This is a genomic window from Roseiflexus sp., from assembly GCF_057785375.1.
Genome location: NZ_JBYNRX010000038.1, coordinates 1 through 26,581 on the forward strand (window position 1 = coordinate 1; position 26,581 = coordinate 26,581).

General features: G+C 61.2%; 28 protein-coding genes. 15 read left to right on the top strand and 13 right to left on the bottom strand.

The window, feature by feature from the left end; genetic code table 11:
• Positions 1-96: 96 nt before the first annotated feature.
• Positions 97-915 (top strand): DUF92 domain-containing protein, encoded by an 819-nt coding sequence (locus tag AC3EA7_RS06950; protein WP_488613310.1) that lies wholly within the window; start codon positions 97-99, stop codon positions 913-915.
• Between the two features lie 439 nt (positions 916-1,354).
• Here AC3EA7_RS06950 and AC3EA7_RS06955 read toward each other — a convergent pair whose 3' ends face one another.
• From AC3EA7_RS06955 to AC3EA7_RS06975, 5 genes are read right to left on the bottom strand one after another with little or no spacing between them, the layout of a single operon-like run.
• Positions 1,355-2,416 carry an agmatine deiminase family protein gene (locus tag AC3EA7_RS06955; RefSeq protein WP_488613311.1) on the bottom strand — a complete coding sequence of 354 codons (1,062 nt, stop codon included), beginning with the start codon at positions 2,414-2,416 and terminating at the stop codon, positions 1,355-1,357.
• A 10-nt stretch (positions 2,417-2,426) separates the two neighbouring features.
• Positions 2,427-3,311: a carbon-nitrogen hydrolase gene (locus AC3EA7_RS06960; protein WP_488613385.1), complete on the bottom strand. Its 885-nt coding sequence runs from the start codon at positions 3,309-3,311 to the stop codon at positions 2,427-2,429.
• Between the two features lie 26 nt (positions 3,312-3,337).
• Complete coding sequence (locus AC3EA7_RS06965; protein WP_488613312.1) at positions 3,338-3,952, bottom strand: Uma2 family endonuclease; 615 nt, start codon at positions 3,950-3,952, stop codon at positions 3,338-3,340.
• Between the two features lie 3 nt (positions 3,953-3,955).
• The gene (locus tag AC3EA7_RS06970) at positions 3,956-5,185 is read right to left on the bottom strand and encodes a PrsW family intramembrane metalloprotease (protein ID WP_488613313.1); all 1,230 of its coding nucleotides are present in this window, start codon (positions 5,183-5,185) and stop codon (positions 3,956-3,958) included.
• A 9-nt stretch (positions 5,186-5,194) separates the two neighbouring features.
• Positions 5,195-5,812, bottom strand: coding sequence for an MBL fold metallo-hydrolase (locus tag AC3EA7_RS06975; RefSeq protein WP_488613314.1), 618 nt, complete (start codon positions 5,810-5,812; stop codon positions 5,195-5,197).
• A gap of 643 nt (positions 5,813-6,455) precedes the next feature.
• Here AC3EA7_RS06975 and AC3EA7_RS06980 point away from each other — a divergent pair.
• The 5 genes from AC3EA7_RS06980 to AC3EA7_RS07000 are packed head-to-tail and all read left to right on the top strand — an operon-like array spanning position 6,456 to position 8,997.
• Positions 6,456-7,571: a M50 family metallopeptidase gene (locus AC3EA7_RS06980; protein ID WP_488613315.1), complete on the top strand. Its 1,116-nt coding sequence runs from the start codon at positions 6,456-6,458 to the stop codon at positions 7,569-7,571.
• Between the two features lie 12 nt (positions 7,572-7,583).
• A complete protein-coding gene (locus AC3EA7_RS06985; RefSeq protein WP_488613316.1) occupies positions 7,584-7,832 on the top strand; it encodes a hypothetical protein in 249 nt (82 codons plus the stop codon).
• Between the two features lie 3 nt (positions 7,833-7,835).
• Positions 7,836-8,351, top strand: coding sequence for a CRISPR-associated protein Cas4 (locus AC3EA7_RS06990; RefSeq protein ID WP_488613317.1), 516 nt, complete (start codon positions 7,836-7,838; stop codon positions 8,349-8,351).
• Positions 8,352-8,410: 59 nt separating this feature from the next.
• Entirely contained in the window at positions 8,411-8,665 is a 255-nt protein-coding gene (locus tag AC3EA7_RS06995) for a hypothetical protein (protein WP_488613318.1), read from the top strand.
• Positions 8,662-8,997: a hypothetical protein gene (locus AC3EA7_RS07000; RefSeq protein ID WP_488613319.1), complete on the top strand. Its 336-nt coding sequence runs from the start codon at positions 8,662-8,664 to the stop codon at positions 8,995-8,997. Before AC3EA7_RS06995 ends, AC3EA7_RS07000 begins: the two co-directional genes overlap by 4 nt.
• A gap of 1 nt (position 8,998) precedes the next feature.
• On the opposite strand, the gene AC3EA7_RS07005 is transcribed toward AC3EA7_RS07000, so the two are convergent.
• On the bottom strand, positions 8,999-10,621 hold the full coding sequence (locus AC3EA7_RS07005) for a GerMN domain-containing protein (protein WP_488613320.1): 1,623 nt from the start codon (positions 10,619-10,621) through the stop codon (positions 8,999-9,001).
• Positions 10,622-10,837: 216 nt separating this feature from the next.
• Here AC3EA7_RS07005 and AC3EA7_RS07010 point away from each other — a divergent pair, with 216 nt between their 5' ends.
• From AC3EA7_RS07010 to AC3EA7_RS07045, 8 genes are all read left to right on the top strand, one after another.
• Complete coding sequence (locus AC3EA7_RS07010; protein WP_488613321.1) at positions 10,838-11,572, top strand: metallophosphoesterase family protein; 735 nt, start codon at positions 10,838-10,840, stop codon at positions 11,570-11,572.
• Positions 11,572-12,918: an aspartate aminotransferase family protein gene (locus tag AC3EA7_RS07015; protein WP_488613322.1), complete on the top strand. Its 1,347-nt coding sequence runs from the start codon at positions 11,572-11,574 to the stop codon at positions 12,916-12,918. Before AC3EA7_RS07010 ends, AC3EA7_RS07015 begins: the two co-directional genes overlap by 1 nt.
• Before the next feature lie 2 nt (positions 12,919-12,920).
• Entirely contained in the window at positions 12,921-13,535 is a 615-nt protein-coding gene (rsmD, locus tag AC3EA7_RS07020; protein WP_488613323.1) for a 16S rRNA (guanine(966)-N(2))-methyltransferase RsmD, read from the top strand.
• 54 nt (positions 13,536-13,589) lie between these two features.
• Positions 13,590-14,072, top strand: a complete 483-nt coding sequence (coaD, locus tag AC3EA7_RS07025) for a pantetheine-phosphate adenylyltransferase (protein WP_488613324.1) — start codon at positions 13,590-13,592, stop codon at positions 14,070-14,072.
• A 21-nt stretch (positions 14,073-14,093) separates the two neighbouring features.
• On the top strand, positions 14,094-14,513 hold the full coding sequence (locus tag AC3EA7_RS07030) for a hypothetical protein (protein WP_488613325.1): 420 nt from the start codon (positions 14,094-14,096) through the stop codon (positions 14,511-14,513).
• 275 nt (positions 14,514-14,788) lie between these two features.
• Positions 14,789-15,337, top strand: a complete 549-nt coding sequence (locus AC3EA7_RS07035) for a YceD family protein (protein WP_488613326.1) — start codon at positions 14,789-14,791, stop codon at positions 15,335-15,337.
• A 28-nt stretch (positions 15,338-15,365) separates the two neighbouring features.
• A complete protein-coding gene (gene rpmF / locus AC3EA7_RS07040) occupies positions 15,366-15,563 on the top strand; it encodes a 50S ribosomal protein L32 (protein ID WP_488613327.1) in 198 nt (65 codons plus the stop codon).
• Between the two features lie 80 nt (positions 15,564-15,643).
• Positions 15,644-16,636: a beta-ketoacyl-ACP synthase III gene (locus AC3EA7_RS07045; RefSeq protein ID WP_488613328.1), complete on the top strand. Its 993-nt coding sequence runs from the start codon at positions 15,644-15,646 to the stop codon at positions 16,634-16,636.
• A gap of 87 nt (positions 16,637-16,723) precedes the next feature.
• On the opposite strand, the gene AC3EA7_RS07050 is transcribed toward AC3EA7_RS07045, so the two are convergent.
• From AC3EA7_RS07050 to AC3EA7_RS07065, 4 genes are read right to left on the bottom strand one after another with little or no spacing between them, the layout of a single operon-like run.
• A complete protein-coding gene (locus AC3EA7_RS07050; RefSeq protein WP_488613329.1) occupies positions 16,724-17,863 on the bottom strand; it encodes a carboxylate-amine ligase in 1,140 nt (379 codons plus the stop codon).
• Positions 17,860-19,269, bottom strand: a complete 1,410-nt coding sequence (locus tag AC3EA7_RS07055) for a hypothetical protein (protein WP_488613330.1) — start codon at positions 19,267-19,269, stop codon at positions 17,860-17,862. The genes AC3EA7_RS07050 and AC3EA7_RS07055 overlap by 4 nt, the downstream gene beginning before the upstream one ends.
• Positions 19,269-20,264 carry an ATP-grasp domain-containing protein gene (locus tag AC3EA7_RS07060; RefSeq protein ID WP_488613331.1) on the bottom strand — a complete coding sequence of 332 codons (996 nt, stop codon included), beginning with the start codon at positions 20,262-20,264 and terminating at the stop codon, positions 19,269-19,271. Before AC3EA7_RS07060 ends, AC3EA7_RS07055 begins: the two co-directional genes overlap by 1 nt.
• Positions 20,265-20,294: 30 nt before the next feature.
• Entirely contained in the window at positions 20,295-21,014 is a 720-nt protein-coding gene (locus tag AC3EA7_RS07065; protein WP_488613332.1) for an esterase family protein, read from the bottom strand.
• Between the two features lie 249 nt (positions 21,015-21,263).
• Between AC3EA7_RS07065 and AC3EA7_RS07070 the strand changes: the two genes are divergently transcribed.
• A complete protein-coding gene (locus AC3EA7_RS07070; protein ID WP_488613333.1) occupies positions 21,264-21,917 on the top strand; it encodes an O-methyltransferase in 654 nt (217 codons plus the stop codon).
• A gap of 3 nt (positions 21,918-21,920) precedes the next feature.
• On the opposite strand, the gene AC3EA7_RS07075 is transcribed toward AC3EA7_RS07070, so the two are convergent.
• The 3 genes from AC3EA7_RS07075 to purL all read right to left on the bottom strand — a co-directional run bounded on the left by AC3EA7_RS07075 (position 21,921) and on the right by purL (position 26,577).
• Positions 21,921-22,640: a hypothetical protein gene (locus AC3EA7_RS07075; protein ID WP_488613334.1), complete on the bottom strand. Its 720-nt coding sequence runs from the start codon at positions 22,638-22,640 to the stop codon at positions 21,921-21,923.
• A complete protein-coding gene (locus AC3EA7_RS07080; protein ID WP_488613335.1) occupies positions 22,640-23,458 on the bottom strand; it encodes a DUF1444 family protein in 819 nt (272 codons plus the stop codon). The genes AC3EA7_RS07075 and AC3EA7_RS07080 overlap by 1 nt, the downstream gene beginning before the upstream one ends.
• Before the next feature lie 173 nt (positions 23,459-23,631).
• Positions 23,632-26,577 (bottom strand): phosphoribosylformylglycinamidine synthase subunit PurL, encoded by a 2,946-nt coding sequence (gene purL, locus AC3EA7_RS07085; RefSeq protein ID WP_488613336.1) that lies wholly within the window; start codon positions 26,575-26,577, stop codon positions 23,632-23,634.
• Positions 26,578-26,581 lie beyond the last annotated feature (4 nt).

A 26,581-nucleotide genomic window follows, 5' to 3' on the forward strand; every position in this document is an offset into this window, starting at 1 on the left:
GCGCCTCACGCCTCACGCCTCACGCCTCACGCCCCTCACCTTTTGCCTTGCACCTGTGGTATGATGCGTGGCGTTCCGTTTCCGACATAAAACGCCATGATCGATATTCCTCGCATTACGGCTGGATTGGTGTTGAGCACCGCGATTGGCGCCGTCGCCTATCGCCGGCAATCGCTTGATCTCAGCGGCTGGCTCGGCGCGGTTGTCACCGGCACGTTGACCTTTGGTTTTGGGGGATGGACGTGGGGATGTGTGCTGATCGTCTTTTTTGTAACGTCCAGCGCGCTCTCCCATTTTCGGCAGGCGCAGAAGCAGCGCATCGCCGGTGAGAAGTTCGAGAAAGGTGGGCGTCGCGATTTCTGGCAGGCGCTCGCCAATGGCGGCGCAGGCGCGGCGCTTGCCCTGGTCTACGGGTTGACCGGCGAGCCGGTGATGCTGCTTGCAGCGTATGTCGGCATCATGGCGACGGTGACCGCCGATACCTGGGCAACCGAGATCGGCGTCCTCAGTCCGCATCCGCCGCGTCTGATCACTTCTGGCAGGGTTGTGCCGCCTGGCACATCCGGCGGTGTAACGCTCTATGGTATCGGCGCTTCAGTTGGGGGCGCGCTGCTAATCGGCGTGGCGGCGCTGGCGCTCATGGCCGTCGAACGCAGGGTCTTGCTTCTTCTCCTGGCGCCGGCAGCGCTGTGCGGCGGGGTCGTCGGCAGTCTATTCGATAGTTTGCTCGGCGCAACGGTACAGGCAATGTATCTTGCGCCAACCGGTGAAACCGAGAAACGCGCGTCGCGCGAGGGGCGCACCTTTCCTCTGGTGCGCGGCTGGCGCTGGATGAATAACGACATGGTCAACTTCCTCAGTTCCCTGGCAGGCGGCGCCGTTGCGGCCGGTATGTATGCATGGATTGGCGGGTGACTGGAGAGTTTCTCGGAAAGGCTCACGCAAAGGCGCGAAGACGCAAAGGGACTGCTGACTGCGAAGCTTTGCGCCTTTGCGTCAATCTGATACTAAGTGCCTATCTGGAAAAGCTCATTGGGTAGGCGAAGGCTTTGCCTTCGCCTACCCGGTCGCACTTTAGTCGTGATTTTTCGGATAGGCTCTCATGCGCGGTCATTGGGGCAATCATGAGTCCACTGCACACCGGCTGAACCGCCAGGGACCCGACGCGCACGAAGGGGAAGAAACAGAAGCGCATGTCCTTCGTGTCCCTTGGCGACCTTCGTGGTTTACAGATTTTTGCAGTGAAGTCGATCATGGTTTGTGAGCAAAGAATCCGGCATCGCCCGCTGAAGCTCGCGCAGGCGGGCTTGGCAACGGTAGCCCGCAGCTTCAGCCGCCGGGCGGACTGACCAAGTTAGTATGAAATGCCGTGAACCGCGGGCACCTGCTGGGTCAGGCAGTGCCAGGCGCCAAGCCCCCACACCATGTCGGTGCAGTCAATCCCTACAATCTCGCGTGTCGGAAAGAGTTCCGCCAGGATCGCCGCTGCGCGCTCGTCGTTCGGATGGTTGAATGTGGGAAGCAGCACGACCCGATTACCAATGTAGAAGTTGGCGTATGAGGCAGGCAGGCGCCGTCCTTCGTACACCACCGCCGGCGGCATAGGCAACTCCACAATCCGCAATGCCCCTCCGCGCAGATCGGTCATGCGGCGCAAGCGGCGCAGATTTTCCTGGAGCGCGTCATAGTTCTCGTCCGACGAGTCGTGTTCCACTGCCGTCACCACCGTGTCGGGCGCAACGAAGCGGGCGAGATCGTCGATGTGTCCATCGGTATCGTCGCCGACGATGCCATCGCCAAGCCAGAGCACGTTTGAGACGCCCAGATACTCGCACAGGCGCCACTCGATCCGCTCGCGGGTGAGATGCGGATTGCGATTGGGGTTGAGCAGGCACGCCTCGGTCGTCAGCAACAGCCCCTCGCCGTTGACATCGATTGAGCCGCCTTCCAGCACCATGCCGCCGTCGAAGCAGGGCACGCCAAGCGCCTCCGCCATACGCCGGGGAATCTGCTGATCCAGATCGTATGGCGGGTACTTGCCACCCCAGGCGTTGTACTCCCAGTTGATCGCCGCCAGCGGATCGTCGCCGTCGCGCACGACGAAGATTGCGCCGTGATCGCGGCACCAGGCGTCGTTCGTCGGGAAGCGGTGGAAACGGATGTCGCCGTTTGCGCCGGCGCTGCGCAGCAACCGGCGCGCCTCCTCTTCCATCGCCTCGTCGTTGACGTTGATATGGACGGTTTCGGAGTGCGCCAGCGCTGCGACCATGCGCGCGTAGATCGGCAGAATAACGTGCAGTTTGCCGGGCCACGACTCCGCATTGTGGGGCCAGGAGAGCCAGGTCGCCTGGTGTGGCGCCCACTCAGCAGGCATCCGGTAGCCAAGTCGGGCTGGCGTTGGTTGGGAAGTCGTCATCGTTGCTCCGTCACGCCTCATCAATGTAGCGCCTGGTGATCTCGCCATACGCATCGATCCGCCGGTCGCGCAGGAAGGGCCAGTGGGTGCGCTGCTCGTCGATGCGCGCCAAGTCAACCGGTGTGACCATCACTTCTGGACGATCAACCGCTGCTTTTGCCAGAATCGTTCCAGACGGATCGGAAACGAAACTTTGCCCCCAGAACTCGATGCCGCCATCCGGGTCGCCTTCGTGCCCGGTACGGTTGACACTGACGACGTAACACCCATTGGCGACGCCGTGGGAGCGCTGAATGATCTCCCAGCTTGCGTGCTGCGCCGCGCCGTATTCATCCTTTTCTTTGGGATGCCAGCCAATGGCTGTGGGGTAGAAGAGTATGTCGGCGCCGCGCAGCGCCGTGAGGCGCGCCGCTTCGGGGTACCACTGATCCCAGCAGATGAGCACGCCAACCCGCGCATAGCGCGTTGCAAACACTCTGAAACCGAGATCGCCGGGGGTGAAGTAAAACTTCTCGTAGTAGAGCGGATCATCAGGAATGTGCATCTTGCGATACTTGCCCAGATAGCGCCCGTCGGCGTCGATCACAGCGGCAGTGTTGTGGTACAGCCCTTTGGCACGCTTCTCGAACAGACTGGCGATGATTACCACGCCAAGATCGCGCGCCAGAACGCTCAACGCTTCGGTGGACGGACCGGGGATCGGCTCCGCCAGGGCGAAATAGCGATGATCCTCGCTCTGGCAGAAGTAGAGCGAACGAAACAATTCCGGCAAACAAACGATCTGTGCGCCGCAAGCCGCAGCATCGCGGATGCCTTCCACGGCGGCGGCGAAGTTGCGCTGCGGGTCGTCGGTCATCCGCATTTGCACCAGACCGACAGAGACAGGACGTGCCATCATATTCTCACTTTCGTGAAATACGTTCAGGGCAACAGATCGCGCACCGGAAGACGCGCGATCCCCACGCCGTCGAGGACAACCGGAATCACATCGTCCTCAGTACCACCCTGGCGCTGTGCGTAATCGGCTTCCCCTTCGGAAACTGAAGGGTGGGCATACCATTCGACCTTGCGCTCCACAAGATTGACGATCCAGTACATCGGGATCATTGCGCGTGCATAGATCCGCTTCTTCAAGGTTCGATCACGCTGGAGCGTCGTATCTGCCACTTCCACAACCAGCGCAACGTCCTGCGCTAGCGGGCGGTGATTGCGATACTGACGGCGCTCACCACGAACAACCAGAACGTCCGGTTCCGGCTCACTATTGTCAGCGGTGAACGGCTCCTGCGCATCGACGTACCACTGCGCTGGCGCAACCTGCGCAAGCGCGTTGCGCATCAGATGGGCTACAAGGCTGTGCGGCGGATTTTTGGGCATTTTCGCCACCAGCAACCCTTCGAGAAACTCGACGGGATCATCATCGGTGAGGATACCGGTCTGGATCATGCGATGGTACTGCTCCAGGCTTAACCGCCAGACCGGCGCGCCGGGAATGGTCATTGCCAGCGCGAGACGCTGATCGGTCGCAACTGTCATACCTCACCTCGTTCGTCGGGAGCGCAGCCACTCTTCGCGCAGCGCCGCAATATCCTGACGCCATGCTGCAACCAGCGGGTCAGTTGCGGGGTTGCCGCCTTCACGCGCAACATGCCATTTGCGGAAGGCCAGTTCATTCTGCGCCAGCGCCAGCTGCCATGGGATGCCACGGTTCCCCAGTGCGCCGAACATACGGTCATTCACAATTGCGGTAAATTCTTCGGGTGTGACACTGATGCCAACTTCGTCCGCCAGGTAGGTACAGATCACATCCCGCTCCCAGCGCGAGGTCAGCGCCAGGAGCACGAGCAGCGCGATGTAGAGCACGCCCTGCACCAGCACATTCATGATCGCCGCCGCCGTCCAGAGCGCAAACGGCGGAATGCTCATAAGCCCGCTTTCGACATCGTACCCCATCATCACGAGAATGACGGCAAGGAGAAACACCCCGACCGAGTTGTTGAGCGCGTGCCCAAATACTGCGGTCAGATACCCGGCGACCGGCGCTCCGAGCGAGGCGCAACCTCTGGTGGTTGACTGACGCGCAAACCCGACGCCGGCGCCGCAGATCGCACTCCACAGCATATGCCCGTTGAAGCCGAGAAAGACGAAACGACCGGCGAACTGCTCGGCGAACGGCGCCACGCCGCTCTCGGCGTACCCCTGCATCACATAGAGCGCATACTCGGCGATATTGAACCCGATACCGACCAGCGCGCCATAGATAATGCCGTCGCGCACATTGTCAAACTCAGCGCGCAGAAACCAGAAGAGCACCAGGATCGCCAGCCCTTTGAACGCCTCTTCGACCGGTGGAGCGACCAGCGCCGCTGCGAGCAACTGTCCGAGCAATTCAGCGTCGACTCCGCCGACAATCTCCAGGCTGACGGCGATGAAGCCAAAGCCAAGCGCATTGAAGATCGCAGACAGCCCGGTGCTGATGACCGCGCCCCACACGACCGCGCCAATCGCCAGCCACAGCGACTCGCGCTCGCGCCGGTCGAGCCAGCGCAAAAATGCCAGGAGCGGCAGCGACGCAATCGTGCCGATGGTGATGCCGATCAGGAAAATGCCGACGCGCGTGATGGGTTCCAGAATCCAGAGCGCCAGGTGCCCCAGGAAGGCAAAGCCGAGCAACGCCAGCATTCCTGCAACAAACAGGCATCCGCCAAAAGGCCGCTCAATGGGGGACCCAACCATCGCGCGCGCAACCAGTTTCGCCGAAGCAGGCATAGACTCCTCTCACATATCCCATGTTGCGTCGCCGAAAAACCCTTCTGGCGCGCGCGCCAGGAAACGCTCGATAGCAACGCGCCGGTCGCCAAGCCGGAAGGACGGACCGTGACCAGGGTAGCAGATCACGTCATCGCTCCAGGTCAACACGATGGCACGCAAGGTTGTCAAGGCGATGCGGAAATCGTCCGCCGACCAGGTGCGCCCCGGTCCGCCGTCGAACAGGGTATCGCCGACGATGGCAATTGGCGCGCCATCGACCAGGTAACACACCATATCGGCGGTGTGACCGGGGGTATGCCATACCCGGATTGTCGAAGCGCCGACGGTCACCACGTCTCCATGCGCCAGCGTCCGATCCACGCGCAACGTCGCACCGGCAACGTAAGGTCCGGCATGGGCGAAGACCGGTACGCCTAGCCTGTTGCGCATCTCTTCGAGCGCGCCAATGTGATCCGGGTGCGTATGCGTCAGCAGAATGGCGATCGGGGTCGTGCCGTCGAGCATAGCGGCAAGTTCGTCCGGTTCTGCGCCAGGATCTATCAGGACGCTGTAGTGCGTCGTCGGGCAGACCAGTGCGTAACTGTTCATGGGCCAGGGACCGACCGCTCTCGTGTGTAGTTCCATAGAGCCTGTCCGCCTGCCAGTTCAGTATTATTGCAAGCGAAGCAATCTTTCTACATCTTAGCGTATTGCAACGATAGGTGTCAAAATTGGGACGCCGGCACAGATGATACGCCGCCCTGCCCCGGAAGCGTAGTGCGGGCTACCGCACGCCGCCCGCTGCCCCGAAAGGAGTGCGGGCTGCCGCACGTCGCCCGCTGCGCTGCCCGCCTCCACAGGCGAGACCGGATTGGTCATGGGCATCAACCCAACCACGCGAAGACGCAAAGCGCCCGGCGGCTGAAGCCGTGGGCTACAGGTGCGCAGCCTGCCTCCGCAGGCTACATCGGGTTCTGTTCTCAACCACCACGCCCCCCTTCTCCCATCGTGGGAGAAGGGGGGCAGGGGGATGAGGGGAAAACACCCCGCCTCGCCCCGTGTGGAAGCAGGCGGGCGGCGGGGATGTGGGGGACAACGCATCGGCACACGGAAAACGCGCGTCGCGTCTACAAACGCTCCACGTGTGATGTTTCCGGCGACTGACGGCCTGACGGCCTGACGGCTTTCGCGGTTGACAGACGCTTCTGCCATACGGTACACTACTCTGTACGCGGTGCGCATGTTCAATGGCGGTACAGCAGCCGCTCTGTATCAGAGGAGAAGCGTAGTGTTCGAGAGTTTGCCCGACGGTCTGGTTACCATTGCCGCATTCCTGCTCATGCTCGGGCTGCTGGTGCTGGTTCATGAGTTGGGGCATTTTCTGACGGCAGTATGGTTTGGCATCAAAGTCGAAGAGTTCGGACTGGGATATCCACCGCGCGCAATGGTGCTCTTTGAGCGCAATGGCGTTAAGTATACGCTCAACTGGCTGCCTATTGGCGGGTTTGTGCGCTTCAGCGGCGAAGGGGATCAGATCTACGGCGTCGGCAGCCTTTCCGCAGCATCGCCGTGGAAGAAAATCGCCGTTCTGTTCGCCGGACCGCTGATGAACCTGCTACTGGCGTTCCTCATCTTCAGCGGCATCTTTATGGCGCGCGGCGTTCCGGCGGTTTTCGACGGCGCACGCATCGATGTCGTCTATCCGGCCACCCCTGCCGAACGCGCCGGCTTGCGCAGCGGCGATCTTCTGGTTGCACTTGGCGGGCGCACGCTCGACACCGATCTGAGCGTGATCCGCCTGATTGCAGCAGAAAACCGCGGTCGCACGATCGAGGCGGTCGTTGAGCGCGAGGGGGTGCGCGCTGTGCTGGCGATCACCCCTGGACCTTGGGAGCGCGACGACGTGAAGTTCGAGAACGGGTTTGGCTTCGCCTACACGCCAAACGTTCGGGTTGTTCCAGCAACACCGCTCACGGTGCTCGGCACGGGCTTCACCTACACCTTCGATATTTTGGGGCGATTCATCACCGGCATTGGTCAGATGCTCGGCAGCCTGCTGGGAATAAACGAAGCGCCGCAGGGCGGGGTCGCCGGGGTGGTCGGCATTGCCCGCGGTACCGGCGAGGTCATTCAGCGCGACGGCTGGATCGGCTTCTGGCAGTGGACGGCGCTTATCAGTCTCAATTTGTTCCTGATCAACCTGCTGCCCATTCCTGCGCTCGATGGCAGCCACATCCTCTTTTCACTGATCGAGATCGCCCGTGGCGGTAAGAAGATCCCGCCTGAGCGCGAAGCAATGGTGCATGCCATCGGGTTCATGATGCTCATGGGCTTGATGGTCGTTATTACCGTTTCTGATGTGGCGAACTGGATCGGTGGCAATCCGGTGCTGGGCGGCGGATAGGTCTCCTGAAAAATGCCAGATCAGCGGTTACCGACGATACGCGCCAGCGAAATCGGCGAATATGCGTACTGTGCCCGCGCCTGGTGGCTACGCCGCGTCGCCGGTCTCGAACCGGAAGGACGCGAACGGCGCGAGCACGGCGCAATGCTGCATCGCCGCCATGCTCGATCAGTCGCCCTGAGTCGCCTGTTGTTGATCATTGCAGTGCTCTTTGGCGCACTCGCGCTGACGCTGCTGATTGGCGGCGGGATGGCGGGCTGACCTATGGCGATCACCATTGGACTGGCGCTGCTTCTGCTCGCACTCGTCGCTCTGATCGGCGCCCTCCGCCTCCGCGCCGCCACCGGGCTGCCATGGGCGCCGGTAGCGTATTGCGACACCAACGCCCGATCACCGGAACGACCGCTTGTGGCCCGCCGGCTTGGTCTGGTGGGAAAACCGGATTACCTGATCGAGAAACACGGACATCTCATTCCGATGGAGATCAAACCAGGACGCAACGCAACACGCCCGTATGAATCCGATCTGATGCAACTGGCGGCGTATTGTCTGTTGATCGAGGAAACCACCGGCACTGCCCCGCCGTATGGCTTGTTGCGGTATGCCGATCGAACGTTTCGGCTATCGTATACAGCGCGCGTGCGCGAAGAGACGCTGGCGCTGATCGAAGAGATGCGCGCGGCGCTTGACAACGAGTGTGATCGGAGTCACGATGATCCCGCACGCTGTTTCGGATGCGGGTTTGCCTCGATGTGCGATCAGGCGCTGCGGGATTCGTAATTCATTCAGGCAGAGCCGTTGCAATGCAGCGGCTCCGCCCAATCATCAGACCGAGATTAATGACGGTCATTACACGCAACGCGGTAGCGGATCAGATCGAGCAACGATTATCCGGCGCCATGACCGACGACGCGCTAGCATCGTGGGCATTCGACCAGTTCTATGCCGTAGAACTTGGTCTGGCATGCTTCGAAGCGGGCGCCGGGGAGCGCATCGCTGATATGCTTGACGCGCTCATGTTCAGCGATCACGAGGCGTTTCGTCTCAACGAAGAGGAACTGCGCAGGCTGGCTGCGCTGCTGAGGATGCCATGAAGATTCGGACCCATCCGCGAATAGGCGCCATTTGTGTCGGCGACGAGGTGTATTCGTACCGCTATCACCTGTTCGCGCGCGTTGAAGCGGTCTTTCCGGCGGCGGTGTGCGTCAAGATCGCCGCGATCGATGGCGTTCATCCGCTGAAATTGACCCTCATCCCCCAACTCTGGCGCGCCGACGATATCGAAAATCTGAGCGTGTGTCGCTACTGCGGCGGGCGCGACAATCTCCACCTCGAGCGTGAGACCGGCATTCCATTTCGTGTATGCGCTCAGTGCCGCGTTGTTCCACCACAAGAACACCACTACGTCTGGTGGCGCTGGTGGTAGATCATCCCTCCGGGTTGATCAGCGGCTTCGGGTAAACCTTGCCATATGGTTCACCCCACCACTCCGCAAGTGAGCGACCCTCGACAAAGATCTGCACCCCGGTCACACGCGGCAGCGTAGTCAGTGATTCGACCAGCGTGCGCACTGCGGCGTTGCGATCGGTCGCCTCGGCGAATTGGGCGCTGAAATCGACCCGCACCACCCCCTGGTTGATGCTGATTGAGCGGAGTTCGGTTCCCGACGGAATAGTGCGCTGCACTGCATACTCATAGATTCCCGGTCCCTCGATGAGGGCGCGCACCGTTCCCTCAGCCACCTGGCGCGTCTTCGGCGTCATGCGAATGATGCGGATGGTGTGATACCCATCGTTCGCCAGGTAGTACGTCGGTAGAAACTCGGTGATGGCATAATCGACTGGCAGATTATCCGGGTTCAATGGGTTGACCACCGGTCGCCCAATTGGACCGCTTCCGTCAATGCCGATGTTTTGACCATTGACCTGGAACTGCACCCGGTTGATCGTCTCGAAATGGGTCAGCGTCAGAACAATCGATTGCAAGCCGCGCGGATCGCCGTTCAGATGCGGCGGCCGGTCGAAGTTGACCGTCGCAAGCCCATTGTGGATTGTAATGCTCAACAGACGCGCCTGCGGATCGATTAGACGTTCGAGGCCGTTGCGTGGACCTTCGATAAGGGCATTGATGGCAGCCGCTGCCACTTTGCGATCTTCCACAGGCACAAGCCGCTGAACCGGCACAAAGAGGGCGCCGGTCGCGTCACCAAAGTAGAGCCACAACCGCTGCTGCTGAACCGCAGGCGCCGCCGTCGGCGCGGGAGGTCGCGGCGGCGCCGTCGGCGGTGTGGTCGGCGCTGCGGTCGCGGTGGGAGTTGGCGATGGTTGGGCTGGCTGCGCGGTCGGCAGTGGCGACGCCGTGACCGCAACAGTGGGCGATGGCTGGACCGGTTCCGTTGGGGAAGGAAAAGCCGTCAAGCCGACGGTTGGCGCAGCGGCGACAGTTGCGACATCGGCTGGTTGCGTCGGGATGGCCGTTGGCACGATGATCAGCGGTTCCGAGGTTGGCGACGGCGTTGGTTGCGGCGAGGGCGTACTGGTCGGCAGCGGCGTAGGGGTCGGCGGCAGCGGCGTCGCTGTTGCCGAGGGGAGCGGTTCGGGCAAGGGGGTTGAAGTCGCCGTCTCGAGCACAGCCACGGTCGTCGGTGAAGGAGCAGCCGGAGTCGGCGTGCCACCCGTCAGCGCCTGCCACCCCGCAATGGCATACACTAATATAATGATCGCCAGCATACCCAGCATCAGGGCATAGATCGCGCGGTCGCGCGGCGACAGCGTTCGTAGCCAGCCACGCAACCCGCCGGACGCGGCGGTTGCGGCGTCTGATGGAGCGCCAGGTGCGGGAATTGAGGGGAGTGTTAAACCCATGTATAATGGGCATTGAACATGATTGCGAGAAAGGCAAAATGCACTCTGATCGACCGGTATTTCGACCGGTTCGCCGCCAACGTAGCAGCGATGCTCCGGCGTCGGCGACGAGAATCGAATCGCGCGATTCTGCTTCAAACCCAGATACGGGCAATACCCTGGACCGGTTGGCATTGGCTCGCTCATAGCGCGCCGGGTCTCCTTGAACGCTGAGCGCTACGATATTCAGGCGTATTATACGGAGTGGACAGGAATTGATGCAAAGTCCTGGCATTACCGAAACCTTACAGCCAGATTGCGTCTTGCTTCACCCTCAGGCGGCATTGGAGCGCCCAACGTGGTATCATATTCGGTATATGTGCTACAACCTGCTCAGGTGGTTGTGAGGAATCGGCAGGACCTATGCGCATCCTGATCCTTTCGGATATTCACTCGAACATTGTGGCGCTCGAAACCGTGCTGTCTGCTGCTCGACCTTATGATACCGTCTGGAATCTGGGCGATACCATCGGATACGGTCCGCGCCCCAATGAATGCGTGGCGACGATCCGTACAGTGGCGAGCATGATGCTGGCAGGCAACCACGATCTCGCCTGTCTCGGCTTGCTCGATCTGAGCGACTTCAACCCGGACGCACGCACTGCCAACGTCTGGAACGGCGATCAGTTGACAGACGACCATCGGATGCTGCTGGAAGAACTCGAACCCATTCAGCCGATCAATGAGCGCTTTCTGGCGGCGCACGGCAGCCCGCGTGAACCGGTATGGGAATATTTGCTGACGCGCTATCAGGCGCTCGACAATTTTCGCCGCTTTGAGCAGCAGGTCTGTCTGATCGGTCATTCTCACGTGCCGCTGGTCTTCCGTCTGACTCCCGAAGGACGCTGCGAAGGACCATCATCGCCAGACGACGGCGCGACACTGATATTGGAAGACGGGTTCCGGTATATTATCAATCCTGGGAGTGTCGGGCAGCCGCGAAACCAGGACTCGCGCGCCGCATTTGCGATCTTCAACACTGCTGCCGATACGATCACCTTTCATCGCGTTCCGTATGACATCGGGCTGACGCAGCGCCAGATGCGCGAGGCACGGTTGCCCGACGCGCTTATCACCCGGCTGGAGTACGGTATCTGATGACCATCATTGAAACGTACATTCAGCGGCATCCACGCTCACAGGCGTTGTTCCGCCAGGCGCAGACGCTGTTTCCCAGTGGCGTCACCCACGATGGACGATATGTTGCGCCGTTTCCGCTGTATGTCGAACGCTGCGCTGGAGCGCACAAATGGGATGCCGACGGGAACGGCCTGATTGATTACTGGATGGGGCATGGCGCGCTGTTGCTTGGGCACGGGCATCCGGCAATCGTTGCGGCGGTGCAGCGCCAGGCGGAACGCGGCACGCACTACGGCGCCGAACACGAACTCAGCCTGCAATGGGCGCAACTGGTCAGGCGGCTGGTCCCCGGCATCGAACTGCTGCGCTTCACCGCCTCCGGCACCGAAGCGACGATGATGGCGCTACGTCTGGCGCGCGCTTTCACCGGCAAACCGGTTGTCGTCCGCTTTGCCGGGCACTACCACGGCTGGCACGATATGCTGGCGCATGATACGGACAATGCCGTCGCCCCTGCCGGTCTGTATGACGGTATGCTCGGCTCAATCATCGTGGCGCCGACCGATCTGGATCATGTTGAGCATATTCTGCGCCGCCGCACCGATATAGCGGCAGTCATCCTTGAGCCAACCGGCGCATCATACGGCGCCGTCCCGCTGCCTGCCGGCTTCCTGCGCGATCTACGGCAGTTGACCTTGCGATACGGCGTGCTGCTCATGTGCGATGAGATCGTCACCGGCTTTCGGGTCGCCCCTGGCGGCGCGCAGCAGCGCGCGGGCATCACTGCCGACCTGATAACCCTGGCGAAGATTCTGGCAGGCGGGTTGCCTGGCGGCGCGGTCGGCGGTCGCGCTGATATTCTGAAGCATCTGGCGTTTGGCGATGCGGAATGGAACCAGGCGCACAAAATCCGGCATTTCGGCACCTTCAACGCGGCGCCGCTCTCCGCAGCCGCAGGAGTGGCGATGCTCAACATCGTCGCCAATGACGCGCCAGGAGCGCATGCCGCTGCGCTGGGAGAGCGGCTCGTCGCCGGGATGAACGCTGAGTTGCGCAAACGACGCCTCGCCGGTTGGGCTGTCTACGGCGACGGCTCGATCTTCCATATCGTCGCCGGGTGCTCCGTCGGTTTCCCGCCGGGTGAACTCGATCCGGCGGCGCCGCCGGACGAACTGAAGCGCGGCGGCGATCCGCGCCTGGTGCAGTTGCTGCGCCTGGGGATGATCAACCACGGCGTCGATCTGATGCGCGGCCGGAGCGGGTTTGTATCGGCAGTCCACACGCCGGGCGACATCGACGCGACGATTGCAGCGTTCGCGGCCACGCTCGATGCGATGGCGGCAGAGGGATCCGTGACAGGTTAACGATGCGCGTCATTACCGGAACAGCCAAAGGTCGTCGGCTGAAAGCGCCCGAGGGTCTCGGCACGCGCCCCATGCTGGATCGGGTCAAGGAGGCGCTCTTTTCGGTCATTGAAGGGTATGGACCCATTCGCGGGCGTGTGCTCGACCTGTACGCCGGCACCGGATCGCTGGGGATCGAATGCCTGTCGCGCGGCGCTTCACGGGCGGATTTCGTAGAACACAAAACGCATGTCTGCCAGATCATCCGCGAGAACCTGGAACACACCCGTCTGGCGGATCGGGCGCGCATCTTTCCTATGTCGGTCGCGCGATTCTTGCGCACGCACGGTCAGCATGAAAGGTATGATATAATTTTTATGGACCCGCCCTATGCTGATCCTGCGATTGAGGCGACGATTTGCGCCGTGGACGACGCAAACCTGCTTACCGATACGGGTATCCTGGTCGTCGGTCACTCGCCGCGCGTCGAACTCAGTGACCGTTACCAGCGTTTCCGCCGCCGAAAATTCCGCCGTCTGGGAGATTCGTGCTTTTCGATTTATGAACTGGCGCCGGACAATAGCGCCTCTGATTGCGAAGAGACGCATCAGCCCACTGTGCCGCTGGCTGATCACTGATAAAACGGCGCAACGTTCTGCGGATTTGCGTTGCACCAGTGAAGGAGAGAAGGGGTGACGATTGCCGTCTATCCAGGAAGCTTCGATCCGGTTACGAATGGACACCTGGACATTGCCGCGCGCGCGTCGCGCATCTTCGATACGGTGATCATGGCCGTCTTTGATCGTCCTAACAAGCAGTTGCTCTTCAGCACCGAAGAACGGGTTGCACTGCTGCGCGAGTCGACCCGGCACCTCCCGCGCGTTAAGGTCGATACGTATTCGACCCTGACGGTTGACTATGTGCGCAGCGTTGGCGCGTCGGTCATCGTGCGCGGCATGCGCGCCGTCGGCGACTTCGAGGCGGAGTTTCAACTGGCGCAGATCAATCAGACGCTCGCGCCCGACATTGATATCGTGCTGTTTATGGCGAGCCATCGCTATACCTTCTTCAGTTCGAGCACAGTGCGTGAAATCGCGTCGCTTGGCGGCGACGTCTCCTGGCTGGTTCCCGGTCCGGTAGTGGAAGCGCTGAAGCGCGTCTATGGCAGGAGGTGATGAGCCATCGAACTGGATCAGTTGATCGATGAACTGGAAGATGTCATTGCCGAGGGCAAACGGGTGCCGTTCAGCGGTCGGCTCTTGATCGACGAGGATCGCGTGCTCGACATCATTGATCGGATGCGCGTGGCAGTCCCGGAAGAATTGCGCCAGGCGCGCCGGATCATTAGCGAGCAGGAACGGTTGATCGGCGAAGCGCAGGAACGGGTGCAGCAGGTGCTGCACGAACAGGGATTGCTGGCGGCAATCGAGGCGGAACGCGCGCGGTTGCTGGATCAAGCCGAGCGCGAGGCGCGCGCCGTGCGCGCCGGCGCCGATGAATATGCCCGTCAGGTGCTCGAGGAACTCGAACAACGCTTGCTGAAAGTCATCACCAGCGTGCAGAACGGTCTGCAAGAGCTTGGCGTGGCGCGCGAACCGCCCTCTCCCAGAAGATAGGGCGTCGTCATGAAATAGAAACCGCTCCTCATCACCTGCCGCCCCTGCGTCGTACAGCTACCCTCGACCGACAATGCGCGCGCGGGCATGACCATCCATACTGAGTGAATCAAGCCCTGCCGTCGCGGGGCTGCGCAACGCAGAAGGCGTGGCGCTTCCCCTGGCGCAATCAACCCGCCGGTTCAGCGTTGGGCGGCGTGCAGGCTGCACGTCATCTTGACAGCGTGACGCCGCTGACCTATAATGCACTCTCTGTGAGCGCCGAGGGCTCCACCATGCACATGTCAAAACCGATCACCGATTTGAAGTTCAACGTCGCCCAACTGTTGCGTGAGTATGTCGGCGCATCGCGCAGGTACGACTTTACCGAGCCTGTCTTGCGCCTCGACGATCTGCTCGAGATGCGCGACGTGGTTGGGAGCGTTCGATTCACCCGCACCGCCAGCGGCGTGTTGGTCGATGTGCAGGCCCACGGAACCGTGGAGATGCAGTGCGCCCGCTGCCTCAATCCAGCCGTGCAGCATATCGAGGTGCGCTTCCGCGATGAGTTCCATTCGCGGATCGACGTGATGACCGGAGCGCCGTTGCCGCAGCCGGACGAGGAGGACCCGTTCTACCTCGACGAGTTGCATATGGCGGACATTGGTGAGATGCTGCGCGAGTATGTGCTGCTCGAATTGCCAATGCAACCGCTCTGCCGTCCCGACTGCCGCGGTCTCTGCCCGGAATGCGGCGCCGATCTGAATGTCGAGCAGTGTTCATGCGGCAGTTCCGGCGATGACGAACGGTTTGCCGCGCTACGCGCGCTTTTGAAGCCAGAATAAAGCATAGGAGCAAAAAGGTAAACAGGTCATGGGTGCTGTACCAAAAACAAAAGTTTCCCGCCATCGACGCGGCAACCGCCGTCGCAATCAGCGCCTTGATACGCCGACGCTCGTGCCATGCACGCGCTGTGGCGAACTGATGCGCGCACATTATGTCTGCAAGTCGTGCGGGTATTACCGGGGCCGCCTGGTCGTCGAGCCGAAAAGCGAAGCCAGAGAGGAATAACACGTCACGTGCGCGTCGTGAGGGGTTATTGACTGCCATTCTGGCGTGTCAGTAACCCTTTTTGTATTATCGAGGCGGGTATGGCAAACTTTGCTGCAATCACTGGATGGGGCATGGCAATTCCTGAACGTGTGCTGACTAATGCCGATCTTGCGCGAATGGTCGAAACGTCGGACGAGTGGATCCAGACCCGCACCGGTATTCGTACACGATACATTGCAGGTCCTGGTGAACATACCTCGGCGCTGTCGATTGCCGCAGGGCGCGCTGCCCTTGCGCGCGCCGGTCTTGACGCCGCTCACATCGATACGGTGATCCTGGCGACCTGTACGCCGGATCGGCCGTTCCCCGCGACGGCTTGCACGGTTCAGGCGGGGATCGGCGCGCGCCGCGCCGCTGCCTTCGATGTAGTCGCGGCATGCAGCGGCTTTGTCTATGGCCTGCAAGTGGCGACCAGTATGGTCCGCAGCGGCGCGGCGCGCAACGTGCTCTTCGTCGCCTGCGATATCTTTACTCACTTTATCAACTGGAACGACCGCAATACGTGTGTGCTGTTCGGTGATGGCGCCGGCGCCGTGGTGCTCCAGCCCTCCGACGAACCGGCCGGCCTCCTCTCGTGCGCACTCGGCGCCGATGGCGAGCAGGAAGACCTCATGGCGGTCGAAGCAGGCGGGACGCGCCTCCCCGCCACGCCGGAACTGCTTGAACAGGGGCGTCAGTACGTCTCCATGAACGGGCGCGAAATCTTCAAGCACGCGGTTCGTGAAATGGCTGCATCCGCGCTCGACGCCATTCAGGCTGCCGGGCTGTCCACCAGCGACATCGCGCTGGTCATTCCCCATCAGGCGAATCTGCGCATCATCGAGGCGACCGCGAAACGCCTCGAAGTGCCCATGGATCGCGTGTTGGTCAACCTCGACCGCTACGGCAACACCTCGGCTGCCAGCATCCCGATTGCGCTCGTCGAAGCCGTGGAGCAGCAGCGGCTACGCAAAGGCGATTATGCGCTCCTTACCGCGTTTGGCGGCGGCCTCACCTGGGCATCGGCGGTGATCCGCTGGAGTGCGGAGTAGGGCTGCCGGGTGAAGAAGACGGTCACCCGCCAGGCGACTGCGGAGGGAGCGCCCCGCCACCTGCAACCGTTGCATTGTTCTCCGCATTCACCCCTGATACACCGGCACTCCCTCCAGCGTCTCGACGATCAGGCGGTCTACCACGGCATGCAGATCGTTGGTCTCGCGGAACACCGCCAGTTGCCGGTCGGCGCTCGATCCGCCATCGGCGACCTTGAGCAGGTATTCGACCTCGTGGCGGCTGCCGAGTTCATCGACGACTTCATCAACAAAAGCGACCAGTTCGTGCATGAGCGCCTTCGCTTCCACTTCGGCGCGCTTGCCGAAGTCGATCAGTTTGCCGTCCAGACCCCAGCGCTGCGCCCGCCACTTGTTCTCCATAATGACGGCGCGCCGGTAGACGCGGAAGGTGGTGTTTTCGGAAAACATCAGGTGCAGTTTGACTGCCAGCGCCTGCATAAGCGCCGCCAATCCGATGCACTCGTCCACCCGTGTGGCGGCGTCACAGACACGAAACTCGAGCGTGCCAAAATACGGGTGCGGACGCAGGTCCCAGTAGATCTTCTTCGCATCATCGATGCAGTTCGTCTTGATCAGCAGGTTCACATAGTTCTGAAACTCGGCGGCGGAATGGAAACTTGGCGGAATACCGGTGCGCGGGAAGTTCGAGAACAGGGCGGAACGGTACGACTTGAAACCGGTGTTGCGCCCCATCCAGAATGGCGACGATGTCGAAAGCGCCAGGATGTGGGGCAGGAAGTAGCGCGCAACATTCATCAGTTCAATGGCAACCTCGTCGTCCGGCATGCCGACGTGGACGTGCATGCCGAAGATGAGCAGTTGCAACGCCAGTTGCTGCATTTCTTCGACGACGCCTTTGTAGCGCTCAAAGGGGGTGATTTCCTGGCTCATCCACGATGAGATCGGGTGGGTTCCGGCGGAGATGATCGTCAATCCGTGTTGGCGGGCAAGACCGGCAATCGTGCTGCGCAGCCGCACCACCTCAGCGCGCGCTTCCTGGACGGTGCGACACGGCTGTGTACCGACTTCCACCATGCTCTGGTGCATTTCCGGTTTGATCTGCTCGCGCAGGATCATGCGTCCGCGGTCGAGAATCTGCGTGATGTACGAGCGCAATTCGCGCGTCTGCGGATCTACGACCTGATACTCTTCCTCAATGCCGATGGTGAACGGAAAATCGGGCGACGCAGGATTGTACGATGTCATGGCTCTGCTCCTCTCCCCACCAGAAAGACCGGTGTCGTCGATCCGCCGCCAGCCGTCACATTCAACAACGTGACCGTCGAAAGACGGCACAAACACCCGTGCACGTCGCTGCCGAAGACGAACGGATCGCTGTCCACCAGGCGCCGCCCGATCTGCACCCGGCCATCGACCATCGCGGGATACTCCTCATAGGCGATGGTCACGCGCTCCTGCAGGATCGACGGCGAGCGCAGCGCGTCGCCGAGCGCGCGGTCCCACTCGTCCGGCGGCGTCTCCCAGCCGATAACCACTCCTTTGCCACCATACTCGTCGTTGGGTTTGATCACCAGGCGCTCGCGTTCAGTACGCACAAATGCCATTAAGTCAACCGGCGTGCCATGGTAGGTTGTCATCCCAGGGCGCACCACGCGCGTCCAGGGCACATGCGCCGTGATCGCGTTGCGTTCTTCGGGCGTGAAGAGGTCATGGATCGTTTCATCGGTTAGCAACGCAAAGATTGCTTTTTTGTGCAGCAGTTTGGCGCGGAAGGAATTGACCATGCAGATCGCACCGTCCGCGTAGGCGCGCATCAACGGATGGTCGAGCGCCGCGTCGCCATAGCGCACCAGAAGCTCACTGGTCAGCACTCGCTTGTACACCAGATCGATGGGAAACTCGGTCGCCGCCGTCGGTTCAGCCGCCTCGAAGCGCGTGGCGACCAGGCGCCCTTCGCGGTACGCCAGGTCGTCGGGCGTGCAGATGACCGCTTCGACGCCATGGTCACGAAAGTAGCGCTGGAACAGCACGAACTCCGAATGCGTCGGCAGGCCGCTCCAATCCAGAATTGCGATCCGTGGCGTCCCAAAGCCGCCGAACTGGTTCCAGGCGTCCAGCAAGGTGGCGAGCAACCGGTGGCGCGCTGGCAGCGGCGTGACAGTGTAGCGCCGGGTAAACTGCTGCATCGCAGGGAGCGCACTGAAGAGTTCCGACAACACATCTTCGTAAGCGATTGCCGCCGGACTTTCCCCATTGTACTCAACAAACCGCAGCGACGCGCCATCGAGGGTGAGGAACGCATCCATGCGCGAATGGGCGCTGTGCTGCGGATAGCCGGGATCGTATGCCAGCAGCGCCTCTTCCTGCGGCGTCAGCGCGATCTGGGAGCGCAACGTTGCATCCGCCAGCAGCGCATCGCCGAGGCGTTGCAGCGCCGCAACGACCAGCCCGACGCCGCGTTGCAGCAGTTCATATTGCTGCCGGGTCAGAAAGCGCGGGCGCATCACAGTGGCGAGTGGACGGGTCCCGAAGAAGAGATGACGCTCGCGCTGCCCCTCGGTCAACGTCTCCCAGGTGGCGCGTGCAAGCCCGTCGTCCTCCAGCAGCGCGTGGTAATCGGCGATTGCCTGCTCCAGCATAGACGCCCCCATCAGGTATCATTCTTTTTCTTGCGAGCGGCGCGTTTCTTTGACCCGGCGCCGGCATCAGACGGGTTGAGCAGGCGACTCCAGTGGATCTCGTCGAGTGTTGCGGGACCGGAGAGCGCCTTTGCGATGCACATATCCGCCATCTTCGTGACTGCCCAGCGGAAGAACTTCTCCTTGAGCGACCAGTAATCCATATCCGGCGCCGGGTTGGTGAAATCGATCGCGTAGGGCACGCCGTCCTTAATGGCGAACTCGACCGTGTTCATATCGTAGCCAAGCGCGCGGCAGAGGGTCAGCGCGTCGCGCACCACGCGCTCGTGCTCTTCGGGCGTCAGGTAATCCGGCTCGTCGAAGTACCGGTGCGGATACGGCGCACTCACGTCGAACTTCATCACCAGCACGTGTTCCCGCCCGATGACCAGGCAACGGACATACTTGTCCCAGTGGATGAACTCCTGCATCATCATGCATTCGGCGCCGCTCTCGTTGTATGCCGACCACAATCCCTGCAAGTCGTACACTTTGTAGACCTGCTTGAACCCGCCGCCAGCGTGCGGCTTCAGAATGAGCGGGAAGCCGCCGACATACTCCACGTGCTGTTCCCACGGAATGCGCGGCTCCAGGTTGCGCAGCGACTCGACCGGGTGAATAGCAGGGATGTAGGAGTGCGACGGCAACGCGATTGTGCGCGGGTGAGCGATGCCAAGACGCGTGGCGATAGTCGCGCCGGTGAACTTCTCGTCGGCGCTCCACCAGAAGGGATTATTGACCACGTGCGCTCCGCCGATCGCCGCTGTTTTGAGGAAGGTGCGATAGTACGGCACCTCGTGCGAGATGCGATCAACAATGACTGCATAGCGTGGCTCTTCTGCCATGCAGGTGCCGCTCAGTTTGACAAACTCAGCCGTCACGCCTGCGTTGCGCCGGTTGACTTCTTCGATAAACGCGGGGGGCCAGGTATTTTCCCGCCCGACCAGAATGCCGATTTTCAGAGTCACACATCGCTCCTTGGGCATAAACGCGGAGGATCAGTCCGCACCGTTGATATAAATACGGATCATCTGCTGCCAGTAGGGCCAATCGTGCGCCCAACCGTCCCACCAGCGCGTGGCATGCCAGATGCCTTTGCGCCAGAGCGCCTCCGAAAGCGCGGCATTACTCGGCACCAGTTCATCGTCGCGTCCGATCGCCATAATGATATCCAGCCGCCGTAGCGCATCGGCATACTGTCCAGGTTGCAACCCGCTGATAAACTCGACCGGATTGTGGACGTACACCTCCTGGTCGTGGTAGCCATCCATGAACGAGCGAATATCCATCAAGCCGGAAAACGCCAGGATGCGGCTGAAGCGCGTTGGATGGCGCAATCCGAAGAGCATGGCGTGCGTTGCGCCAAAGGAACAGCCATGAACCATAATGAACGGGTTAGGATTCTGGTTGCGGATGAACGGCAGCACCTCATCGAGAATGTAGCGTTCATACTGATCGTGACGGCGCAGACGGTCGCGCGGGTGGATCCAGCCACAGTACCAGCTTTCCGCATCCACGCTGTCCACGCAGTACAATTGAATCCATCCCTGTTCGAGATGATGACCAAGCGTGGCGACCATGCCACGGTCTTCGTAGTCGAAGAATCGACCGCACGACGTTGGAAACACAATTACCGGCGCACCGGCATGACCAAAGACCAGCAGTTCCATTGGTCTGCCAAGCGCCGGGCTGTCCCAGCGATGATATGCACGTTGCATGAAAACTCCGTTGTGTGAGGAAAGACGCACGCCAGCGGATGGCGGCAGAGACGTGCTTTACCTCGTGTACGCGTTGTGTGGTTCGCAATGATACCGTAATCGTGCGCCGCCTGTCAATTCCTCGTGCATGTATGGTACAATTTTCATGCTGCCATGCAGCGCGTGTTCGCGGTGGGCAATGGTGACGACCGCTGTCGCGCTCATCGACAGGCAATGCAGATCACGTCCATCGTGCAAGGAGGGCGCAGTATGCGTGACGATATCACAAACATCGCAATCGAGGATTATCTGGCTGAACTGATGCCGCCGCGACCGCAGGCACTGGCAGAACTGGAGCGCCATGCGCGCGAGCATGGCTGGCCCCTGGTGGGTCCGGTCGAAGGGCAATTGCTCTACCTGCTGGCAAAGATGCATGGCGCGCGCGAGGCGCTGGAAATCGGCGTGGCCACCGGGTATGCCGCTATCTGGCTGCTGCGGGCGATTGCACCAAACGGCGGTCGCCTGACGGCGATCGAGCGCAACCCAGAGCGTATCACGCTGGCGCGCACCTATGTCGCGCACGCCGGCTATGGCGACCATTTCACCGTTATTGAGGGCGAATGGTTCAGTACACTGGAGCAGACGGAAGGTCCTTACGACCTGATCTTTCTCGATATTCTCCGCCATCTGACCGGCGAGCGCGAGTCATTGCGCGCACTCGACCTCTGCGTGTCGCGTCTGCGACCCGGCGGCCTGCTGATTGCCGATAATGTGCTGTGTAATGCGCTGGTGTTGGAGGACGACGCAGCGCCGATCGTGCGCGGCATTCAGGAGTTCAACCGCGCGATCATGACCCACCCGCAACTCGAATCGGTCATAGTGCCGGTGCGCGACGGCGTCGGCATTTGCCGCAAACGCGATTGACGTTTACATGGTTGTGCGGCCGATGACCGGACGGCGCCCCAGTTCGCTGGCGATAATGTGCACTCCCCAGAGGAGCAGCCCAAGGGTTCCGATCATCCCGATCGCCGCAGCCCACGATTGGGCGCGGAGCAGCAGCACGGTATACAACGGGGCGCCGAGTAACCCATGCACCAGCACGCTCATCAAGAGCGGCGTGGGCAGCACGACTGCCAGGAGCATGGGCCAGGCATAGTGGCGCGTGATCAGCAGCACCGCCAGCCCTCCAAGCGATACCAGCCCATTCATCAAACCGGCAAGCACGTTGACGCCAATATCGAACGGCAGCGCGCCACCGTCGGCATACTGCCACCAGCCGGCGCGAACGCCAATTGTCTCGATCAGAATGTGGTAGAGCGTAAACAGCACAAATGTCAATGCACCTGTAACATAACCGGAGATCCACCAGCGCCGCTGATAGAGGAAGAAAATCGCCAGCGGCGGCAGCATGAGCGTCCATCCCGCCAGAAAGATCGCCGTCGGCAACGGATAGTCAAACGCGCGAAACAAAGGGCTGAACGACGGGTCGTAGGAAAATCCGTACAGACGCTGCCAGAGCGGCGAGAGGAGCGTGGCGATCTGCCCGGACGCCAGGGCGATCAGATAGTGAGGATGACGGTCGCGCCAGGCAAGCAGGCTGGCAATCCCAAAGGCGCCGATCGTGAACAACAGAATACCAAGTTCCATCAAACCATCTCGTACTCGCGGATCTGATCGCCAACCAGGGTGAACAGGCGATCGGTCAACCCGTGATCGCGCTGCACTGCATCGATCTGAATCTGCGCCGCCACGCTGCGAAGAATATCGGGGTTGGCGTCACCAAAAGCGATCAGAAAATCGCGGTTCGGTATGCCAATCACCAGATGGCCGTGCACACGATTCGCCCAATCTGCCAGAATATCGGTCAGCAACAGGCGCGTGGCATCGTACCCGTCATTACTGTTGTAGATAAAGAGTTGCTGTTCATCCTCGCCGACCTTCACATACGGCGTGCGCTCATCCGTGCGTCGCCGCAGATTACGCAGCGCCAACTCGTGAATCTCACGTTCGCTTACCCCCCACTGCGCCACATGCTGTTCGTTGATATACGCCACACTCTGCGGTTCATCCACCACATATGTAATAATAAGATCGACCAGAAAAGGACGATAGACCAGTATTGGCAGGTTGCGTTCACGCACAAACGCCAGCAGACCAATCGGTTTGAGCATTGGAAAAATAAGATCACGCAGCGACGCAAAATCAGTGCGATCACGCGCCGGGATGTCGCGAGTCAACACACTGACGATGGTCTGGACAATAACGTCGAGTTTCGCAGGGTCCTGGGCGTAGGCGTGATAGAAGCGATCGAGATTAATGGTGACGTCGTGATCGCGAATGCGGACGACGAGCAGCGAACCCCGGCGCTCTCGCACCTCGAGTACGTCATCATACAGGCTCAGACGTCGCTCGATATACGCAGCAAACTGCTCAGCCTCCATAAGCGGCGTATCACCATTTCGCATCTCTGCCTCCCTCATCGCTGCGTCATAGTAGGAAGATCAACCAGACAGTGGACAATCTCGTGATCGGCGTTGGCTTCGACAGGCTCAGCCAACGCCGGTTGAGTCTGTCGAAACCAACGCCAACCGCTCCACAGGTGCAGGCGTGATTGTCCAGGTTCAGGATAATCTTCCTATCAGACGACGGTTGCGCCCTGCCACGCGGATGCAATGGCAGACAGTGTAATCTGAACCGTCATGACGCCGGTTAATCCGATGATCTGCAAGTCCTTCTCTGCAACCGCGCCAACCCGCGCGTGTGCATACCCTGCGAGCGTCGCCTCGAATGCAGCGGCGTCGGCGGGGTGCACTTCCACCAGAAAACGGGTCGGCGACTCACTGAACAGCAGCGTCAGGTCATCGTCCACAGCAGGGTCGCGTGGCACTGCGCGCAGGTCCAGGGTCAGCCCAAGATTGCCGGCAAGCGCCATCTCTGCTGCCGCCACCCCCAACCCGCCTTCACTCAGATCGTGGCAGGCGCGCACCAGACCCGCCGTGATCGCCCGATGCAGCGCTGCCATCAAGCGCGGCGCCTGCGCCAGATCCACCCTGGGCAGTCGCTTCTGCGCATCAAACAGCGTGGAAGAGCCGAATGACGGCGGTAAAACATCAAGCAGATGCGCCCCACCCAACTCCGCCTTCGTCATTCCAACCAGATAGACAGCGTTGCCTGCTTCCTTGAGATCCGAGGTCACGGCGCGCCGGATGTCGGGAACCAACGCCAGTGCTGAAATGAGGAGGGTTGGCGGGATCGGCGTGCGGCGTCCTTCGGCGTCGCGATACTCATTGTTGAGCGAATCTTTCCCAGAGATGAACGGCGCACCAAATGCAACGGCTGCATCATAGCATCCGGCTGCGGCGCGCACCAGCCCGGCCATGCGATCCGGCAGGCGCGGATCGCCCCAGCAAAAATTGTCGAGAATGGCGGCGCGAGCTGGGTCCGCACCCACGGCGACCACATTGCGCAACGCTTCATCGACGCACGCCAGCGCCATCCAGTACGGATCGATCCGCCCATAGCGCGGGTTAATGCCACACCCGACGGCAATGCCGCGCATGGATGACGGCAGCGGTTGCAGCACCGCAGCATCGCCGGGTCCCTCGCCGATGAGCGGTTTCACGACTGTACGACCGCCCACTTCGTGGTCGTAGGTACGAACAATCGGCTCTTTGGAAGCAATGTTGGGATGGCGCAGTAACGCCAGCAGCAGGTCCGCAGCATCTGTTGCCGAGCGGTCGCCATCATCCGTATGTTGTTGCTCAAGCAGTGCTGTGCCGTGCCAGTGCGCTTCCAAAACCCGTTGCGGTCGTCCATCGTGAAGGAACGACATCGCCAGATCGACAACCAGCATATCGTGGTAGCGCACCACCAGACGACCGGTATCGGTATAGCGTCCAATGACCGTCGCTTCCACATCCTCGCTCGCACAGAGCGCCAGCAAGTCTGCCAGGCACTGCTGCGGCACTGACAGCACCATGCGCTCCTGCGCTTCGGAGAGCCAGATCTCCCAGGGTTGCAAACCGGCGTACTTCAGCGGTGCATGCGCCAGTTCCACCTCAGCGCCGCACTCCGCTCCCATTTCGCCGATGGCCGACGACAATCCTCCGGCGCCACAGTCGGTAATCGCACTGTAGAGTTTCCGGTCGCGCGCTTGAAGGATGACGTCCATCATCTTCTTTTCCGTGATCGGGTCGCCGATCTGCACGGCGCTGCCAACCTCCTCCGCCGTGGTATGGGTCAACTCCACCGATGAGAAGGTCGCGCCGTGGATACCGTCGCGCCCGGTGCGCCCACCAATCACGACGATTGCATCGCCGGGGCGCACCGCATGCGGATGCGCATCGCGCGGCGCCAGACCGACGGTGCCACAGTAGACGAGCGGATTCGCTACATACCCGCGGTCATAGAGCACCGCGCCATTCACGGTCGGAATGCCAAGTTTATTGCCGTAGTCACGGACACCGGCGACCACGCCGGTTGCAATGCGTCGTGGGTGCAGCACGCCCGGGCTGAGATCGGTTTGTGGCAGATCGAGCGGACCAAAGCACAACACATCGGTATTGGCGATAGGTTGTGCAGAAACGCCGAGCACATCGCGCACCACGCCGCCGACGCCGGTATTCGCGCCGCCGAATGGTTCAAGCGCCGATGGGTGATTGTGCGTTTCGACCTTGAACGAGACCTCGTAGTGCTCATCAAACGCCACAATGCCCGCGTTATCGACAAACGCCGAGAGCACCGCAAAATCGCGATCCTTGCGCTGCTCGAGCACATGCTGCGTAGCCGCCATGAGGAACGTGCGGATGAGGCTATCGATTTCGCCATCGCGCATCAACCGGTGCAGCGATGGGTAGACCTCTGCAGGCAGGGCTGCATCATCGGCATCCAGCGCGACGAGATTCTTGTAGATAATGCGACCCTTGAACGTCTTATGGCTGCAATGCTCACTCCAGGTCTGCGCCAGCGTCTCGAGTTCGGCGTCGGTGGGTTCACGCCCTTCGTTGCGATAGTACCCCTGGATCGCGCGCATTTCATGCAGATCGAGCGACAGGATGCCTTCCTGACTGATACGCAGCAGATCATCGTCAGACGCGGTCGTGATCGGCACACGCGCCACGAATGGTTGATGATCCGCCGGCGGCTGAAGCAAATGCGCATACCATGCGCGACGCTCAGCCGCGCCCGCACCGGCAGGGTAGCGCAACACCGTCTGGATCAGGTCATTGTACAGGTCGCGTTCATCACCCGGCTGCGCCACTCGATAGCGCCGCAGCGTCTTCACCGTCTGCAGACCGGTAATGCCGAGGCGGGCAGCGCCGGCGCGAACACTCTCCGCCTCGTTATCGGTTACGCCGGGGCGATACGCAACCTCGACCCGAAGCGTCCCATCAGCGTCAGCGACCGGCTCATCAACCAGATCATCGAGCCGGGTCCAGGATGCCTCCTGCACCACCGGATCGTGGAGCAGATCGGCGGTCAGACGCGCCACGGCCGTGTGGTCGAGATCACCGTCGAGCAAGAAGAGATGATCAGGAGCGGCGGGGTCGTGGCGCGTATAAGCGGTGACGAGATATGCAGGCATACGG